At 71.7% G+C, this 5,582-nt stretch carries 10 protein-coding genes; 4 read left to right on the plus strand and 6 right to left on the minus strand.

The window, feature by feature from the left end:
- The 5 genes from VFZ39_RS12160 to miaA all read right to left on the minus strand — a co-directional run.
- Positions 1-265, minus strand: a 265-nt coding sequence (locus VFZ39_RS12160; RefSeq protein WP_330866028.1) for an SDR family NAD(P)-dependent oxidoreductase, incomplete at its 3' end; no start/stop codon positions are given.
- A gap of 20 nt (positions 266-285) precedes the next feature.
- Entirely contained in the window at positions 286-1,059 is a 774-nt protein-coding gene (gene dapF / locus VFZ39_RS12165; RefSeq protein ID WP_330866029.1) for a diaminopimelate epimerase, read from the minus strand.
- Positions 1,056-1,604 carry a dihydrofolate reductase family protein gene (locus tag VFZ39_RS12170; RefSeq protein ID WP_330866030.1) on the minus strand — a complete coding sequence of 183 codons (549 nt, stop codon included), beginning with the start codon at positions 1,602-1,604 and terminating at the stop codon, positions 1,056-1,058. Before VFZ39_RS12170 ends, dapF begins: the two co-directional genes overlap by 4 nt.
- Positions 1,601-2,536: a helix-turn-helix domain-containing protein gene (locus VFZ39_RS12175; RefSeq protein WP_330866031.1), complete on the minus strand. Its 936-nt coding sequence runs from the start codon at positions 2,534-2,536 to the stop codon at positions 1,601-1,603. Before VFZ39_RS12175 ends, VFZ39_RS12170 begins: the two co-directional genes overlap by 4 nt.
- A gap of 47 nt (positions 2,537-2,583) precedes the next feature.
- A complete protein-coding gene (gene miaA / locus VFZ39_RS12180; protein ID WP_330866032.1) occupies positions 2,584-3,483 on the minus strand; it encodes a tRNA (adenosine(37)-N6)-dimethylallyltransferase MiaA in 900 nt (299 codons plus the stop codon).
- Between the two features lie 18 nt (positions 3,484-3,501).
- Between miaA and VFZ39_RS12185 the strand changes: the two genes are divergently transcribed.
- Genes VFZ39_RS12185 through VFZ39_RS12200 form a run of 4 tightly spaced genes read left to right on the plus strand, consistent with a single transcriptional unit; the run spans position 3,502 to position 4,693 of the window.
- On the plus strand, positions 3,502-3,732 hold the full coding sequence (locus tag VFZ39_RS12185; protein ID WP_330866033.1) for an antitoxin: 231 nt from the start codon (positions 3,502-3,504) through the stop codon (positions 3,730-3,732).
- Positions 3,729-4,187 (plus strand): NUDIX hydrolase, encoded by a 459-nt coding sequence (locus VFZ39_RS12190; protein WP_330866035.1) that lies wholly within the window; start codon positions 3,729-3,731, stop codon positions 4,185-4,187. The genes VFZ39_RS12185 and VFZ39_RS12190 overlap by 4 nt, the downstream gene beginning before the upstream one ends.
- Positions 4,188-4,199: 12 nt before the next feature.
- Entirely contained in the window at positions 4,200-4,451 is a 252-nt protein-coding gene (locus tag VFZ39_RS12195) for a hypothetical protein (RefSeq protein WP_330866036.1), read from the plus strand.
- On the plus strand, positions 4,448-4,693 hold the full coding sequence (locus VFZ39_RS12200) for a hypothetical protein (RefSeq protein ID WP_330866037.1): 246 nt from the start codon (positions 4,448-4,450) through the stop codon (positions 4,691-4,693). Before VFZ39_RS12195 ends, VFZ39_RS12200 begins: the two co-directional genes overlap by 4 nt.
- A 107-nt stretch (positions 4,694-4,800) precedes the next feature.
- Here the strand turns inward: VFZ39_RS12200 and VFZ39_RS12205 are convergent.
- Positions 4,801-5,582 (minus strand): radical SAM protein (locus VFZ39_RS12205; RefSeq protein ID WP_330866038.1); only part of this gene is annotated, 782 nt, incomplete at its 5' end.

Genomic DNA, 5,582 nt, shown 5'->3' on the forward strand with positions numbered 1-5,582 from the left:
CCCAGCCGATGCCGGCGGAGTTGACAAGCACACGAAGCGGGCCGAGCTCGACGGCGCGGTCGACCGCGGCTGCGATCTGGGCGGTGTCGGTGACGTCGACCCGGACGAACGACCCGCCGATCTCCTGCGCGAGCGCCTCGCCCTTCTCGTCCTGGAGGTCGGCGACCACGACGCTCGCCCCGGCTGCGGCCAACTGCCGGGCAACCGCCGCTCCGATGCCTGACGCGCCGCCGGTGACGATGGCTGCGGATCCGGTGATGTCCATGCGTGGAACGTTAGCGACGACTACAGGTCGGTCGTGCCCCGGGCCACGATCACCGCGGGACCGGTCATCAGCACCCGGTCGTCCTCGGTCCACTCGATGGTCAGGGTGCCGCCGGGAACGTCGACGCGGTACGCCGCCGGCCGGGTCGCGCCGTCGGCGAGCGCGGAAGCGACCATGACGGCGCAGGCACCGGTGCCGCACGACCGGGTCTCTCCCGAGCCGCGCTCGTGCACCCGCATCGCGACGTGCCGCTCGCCCCGTCGTACGACGAACTCGACGTTGACCCCCTCGGGATAGAGGGCCTCGTCGTGCTGGGGCGGGTCGAGCAGCCGTCCGGCGTCGGCGAGGTCGTCGACGAACGCGACCGCGTGCGGGTTGCCGACGTCGATGTGGGTGGCGGGCCAGGTCCGGTCGCCGACCGCGACCTTCGTCTCGCCGAGGACCCGCGGCGCGCCCATGTCGACGGTGAAGCCGTTCCCGCTCTCGGTGAGCGTCTTGATGCCGCTGCGGGTCGCGATCTCCAACGGGAAGGTCGCACCCTCCTCCTCGCGGAGGTACCGGGCGAAGACCCGGATCCCGTTGCCGCACATCTCGCTCAGCGAGCCGTCGGAGTTGCGGTAGTCCATGAACCACCGGCCGTCCTCGTCGCGGGCGGCCCGGATGACGCCGTCCCCGCCGATGCCGGCTCGTCGGTCGCAGAGGGCGCGCGCCCGCTCCGGCGTCAGGTCGACGTCGGCCGGCACGATCACGAAGTCGTTCTCCGTGCCGTGGCCCTTCACGAAGGGGTAGGTCACGCCTTCGATTCTGCCAGCGGCCCCACCACGTCGTACGTCGCGGCCATGAACGCACCGTTGCGCGCGACGTCCACGAGCCGCAGGTCGAAGGGCCGGGTGAAGAGCGGCCGGCCCGATCCGAGGGTCACCGGCGCGATCATCAGCAGCAACCGGTCGAGCAGCCCTGCCTGCGCGAAGTCGGCGGCAAGCCCGCCGCCGCCAGCGACCCAGATGTCCTTGCCCTCGGCGGCCGCAGCCATCTCGGCGTGCACCGGCGCGACGTCGCCCTGGGCGAACCGGATGTCTCCGTCGTCGACCGGCTTCAGGTCCCGGTGCGTGAAGATCCAGCACGGCTGGGTGTACGGCCACGGCCCGTCGTTGTGCTCGAGCACCCACTCGTAGGTCGTGGCGCCCATGCAGATCGCGCCGATGTTCGCGATGAACGGCTCGTAGCTCAGTGCCCCGTCCTCGTCCTGGTCCTGCTTGAAGAGCCAGGCGAGCGAGTCGTGGTCGTCGGCGAGGTAGCCGTCGAGCGTGGTCGCGGTGTAGAAGACGGTGCTCGTCACGAGCCCACCTCGCTCTCCTCGTGGCCGTTGCGTTGCCGCAGCCAGGTGATCGGGTCGCCGTCGTCGACCGTCATCCCATGATCGCGCAGCATGGTGCGAGCGAGCTGGCGACGGGCCGCACCGAAGCTGAGCACGTGCGCAAGGATGCTGCCGAGGACGAAGCTCTCGGGCGGGTCGCACAGCGCGTCGATGATCCGGTCGTCCCAGGCGTCGCGTCGCTCGACGTCCCGCACCATGGCCAGCCACCGACCGGCGACCCGGTCGTGGCGCTCGAGCAGCTCCGCCGGGTCGTCCGGGCCCGGCTCCGGGAAGTCCTCGCCCTCGATCGCCGCGAGCCAGATCTCCTTCGTCGCGACCTGGTGGGTGAGCACGGACGCCACGGAGTCGTCCGGGCCGTCGAAGCCGAGCACCTGCTGGCCCGGCCGGACGGTGGCGCGGTAGGCGTCGTCGCGCAGCTGCTTGGCGAGGTCCAGCAGCGCACGCGTGTCGTCGAGGTCGTGGTGGATCAGCTGGTCGATCGGCTGGCTCATCGTTCGCTCCCCGGTGTGGACCCACAGCGAGGTGGGTGGGTGGAAGTGGATGCCGTTCGGCGCGGGCAGCCAGGTGCTGCGGTCGCCACCGGACTGTTCGCTCGGCAGATGTCCGTAGGCGCGGGCGAACGCACGGCTGAACCCCTCGACCGACTCGTAACCGGCCTCGAAGGCAGCGTCGGTGACGGAGGCTCCGTGCCGCAGCTGCCATGCAGCGCGCTCCAGCATCACCCGTCGCCGCATCGCGACCGGCGGTTCGCCCGCCTCCCGACTCAACTGGCGCGTGAAGTGGTACGGCGAGCTGTACGCCCCACCGGCCATGTCGGTCAGCGAGTGGTGCTCGTCGTCGAGCACTGCGTCGAGCAGCTCCCGCAGCCGGTCGCGTCCGGACGTCTTCGGCATGACCCCATCCTGCTCCGATCGGGACGTCACTGCCCGACCGATCTTGCTCACAGCGATCGCACCGCGGCGAGCGCCTTCTCCAGCCGGTCTGGGTCGTCGTGGTCGACCCATACGATCCGTGGGTCCTTGCGGTACCACGACTCCTGACGGCGGGCGAACCGCCGGGTCGCGACGACCGTCCGCTCGATCGCCTCCGCCAGCGTCAGCTCTCCGGCGAGGTGGGCCGCGGCCTGCCGGTACCCGATCGCGGTGCTCGCGGTCGGCCCGAGCGGGCCGAGCCGCTCCACCTCGTCGACCAGGCCGTCGTCGTACATCTGACGGACCCGGGTGGCGATCCGCTCGTCGAGGGTGGGCCGGTCGATGGCGACGCCGACCTGGACCGTGTGCGGCTCGACGTACTCCATGCGCGGCAGGGTTGCCGTGAACGATCGCCCGGTGAGCTCGCCCACCTCGAGCGCGCGCACGATCCTGCGAGCGTTGTCGGGCAGGATCTGGGCGGCAGCGGCCGGGTCGACCTCGCCGAGCCGGGCGTGCAGCGCGGGGGCGCCGACCTCCGCGAGCTCCGCCTCGAGCCGGCGGCGGACCGCCGGGTCCGTGCCCGGGAACTCGAACCGGTCGAGCACCGCGCGGGTGTAGAGGGCAGACCCGCCGACGAGCACCGGCACGACGCCCCTCCCCCGCAGCTCGGCGATCACCGCCCGCGCCTCGGCCTGGAAGACGGCGACGCTGACCGGCTCCGACGGGTCGTGGGTGTCGAGAAGGTGGTGCGTGATGCCCCGCCGCTCGTCGGGCGCGAGCTTCGCGGTGCCGACGTCCATGCCGCGGTAGACCTGCATGGCGTCGGTGTTGACCACGTCGCCGCCGAGCGCCTCGGCGAGGTCCAGCGAGAGCCCGGTCTTCCCGGCCGCGGTCGCGCCCACGACGGCGACGACCGGAACCTCCCGCACACGGCTAGTGTCGGGGCCATGAGTTTCCTCGACAAGTTCAGGTCGAAGGCCAAGGACGCCGTCGACCAGCACGGCGACAAGATCGCCTCGGGAATCGACAAGGCGGCCAAGGTCGTCGACGACAAGACGAAGGGCAAGTACTCGGACAAGATCGGCACGGGCACGGCCAAGGCCAAGGAGGCGCTCGACAAGCTCGACGGCAAGAACGACGACATCCCCGACGACAAGCCGGGCACGTCCTCCCCGTGAGCCCTGCGGGGTTCGTCGTCGTACCCGCGTCGTACGTCTACCTGCTCCGCGACGGGGTCGGCGGCCCCGAGGTGCTCCTGCAGCTGCGGCAGAACACCGGCTACATGGACGGTCGCTGGGCCGCGGCCGCGGCCGGTCATGTGGAGCGTGGGGAGACGGCGTTCGACGCCGCCCGACGCGAGGCCCTGGAGGAGCTCGGTGTGGACGAGCTCGACCTGCGGTTCGAGTTCACGATGCAGCGCACGCGGGGCGACCTGCCGATCGACGAGCGGGTCGACTTCTTCTTCACCTGCCGCACCTGGCGCGGTGACCCGCGGATCCTCGAACCAGAGAAGTGCGCCGAGCTGCGCTGGAGCCCGCTCGACGCGCTGCCCGACCCCGTCGTCCCACACGAGGCATCGGCACTGGCCTCATTGGGTAAGGGAGAGGCCTACCTCACGTTCGGATTCGACTGAGAGGAGCCGATCATGGCCGAGGAGAAGCTGGGTCCGATGCCGGAGCCCGAGGCCGAGGCGCCGGAGCTCCACCCCGGTGGGACCGATGCGATCGTCGACGACACCGAGTACCCCGAGGGGGACGTCGTCGTCGCTCGGGACGTCCGGCTCAAGCCCGAGGTCGACGAGCAGGTGCCCGAAGAGATCTCCGAGCCGGACGACAAGCAGCAGGAGCCCAACGGCGACTCGGGCACCGGCGAGACGGCAGAGGAGCCCCCGGCATGACCGAGCCACGCGACGTACGCGACTCCCAGCACGACCCGTCCGGCGACATGGGTGTGTCCTCCGAGCGCGAGGGCCACACCGGCCCTGGGCAGACCGGCACCGACGGCCTCCGCGACGTGACTCCGGACCGGCTCGCCGACGAGGACGCACCGCCGGAGCAGCGCCCCGGGGCCGAGGAGGAGAACCCCGAGGGGATCCCGCCCAAGGCCGGCTACTCGAAGTACGACCCGCGCTCCGACTGAGCCGGCTGAGCGTTTCATCGCGCGTAACGGTGCTTGGTGCGCGCTCCCACCCCGGTGCAGCGGGGTGGGAGCGCCGTCATGGCACCGTGAGCGCACCCGCGACGCCGTTACCCGCAGACGGGGGCGTCGGGCAGCGGCGCGGGTACGCCGAGGGTCGGCATTCCGAGGCCGACGGCGGCCGGGGCCGGGTCGGCCGTGCGCGCCTGCCATGCGTCACCGGAGCGAGTACGTCGGACGTCGAGGACCGGGCCGTCGGCGACCAGGTGGTGCGGCGCGGCGTACGTGATCTCGACCGTCACCAGGTCGCCCGGACGCACCTCGGTGTCCGCGGGTGGCGCGAAGTGCACCAGGCGGTTGTCTGGGCCGCGACCCGAGAGCCGGTGGGTGGCCGCGTCCTTGCGTCCCTCGCCCTCGGCGACGAGCAGCTCGACGCGGCGGCCGACGAGCCGCTGGTTCTCCTCCCACGCGATCTCGTTCACCAGCGCGACCAGTCGCTCGTAGCGCTCCTGCACCACCTCGCGGGGCACCTGCTCGTCCATCGTCGCGGCGGGCGTGCCGGGGCGCGGTGAGTAGATGAACGTGAACGCGCCGGAGAAGCGCGCCAGTCGCACGACGTCGAGCGTCGCCGCGAAGTCGTCCTCGGTCTCGCCGGGGAAGCCGACGATGATGTCGGTGGTGATCGCCGCGTCGGGCATCGCGGCGCGGACCCGGTCGATGATGCCGAGGTACTTCGCCTGCCGGTAGGAGCGCCGCATCGCGCGCAGGATCCGGTCGGAGCCTGACTGCAGCGGCATGTGCAGCTGCGGCATCACGTTCGGCGTCGAGGCCATCGCCTCGACCACGTCGTCGGTGAACTCGGCCGGGTGGGGCGAGGTGAAGCGCACCCGCT

Source organism: Nocardioides sp. (assembly GCF_036374615.1).
Classification (GTDB): Bacteria; Actinomycetota; Actinomycetes; order Propionibacteriales; family Nocardioidaceae; genus Nocardioides.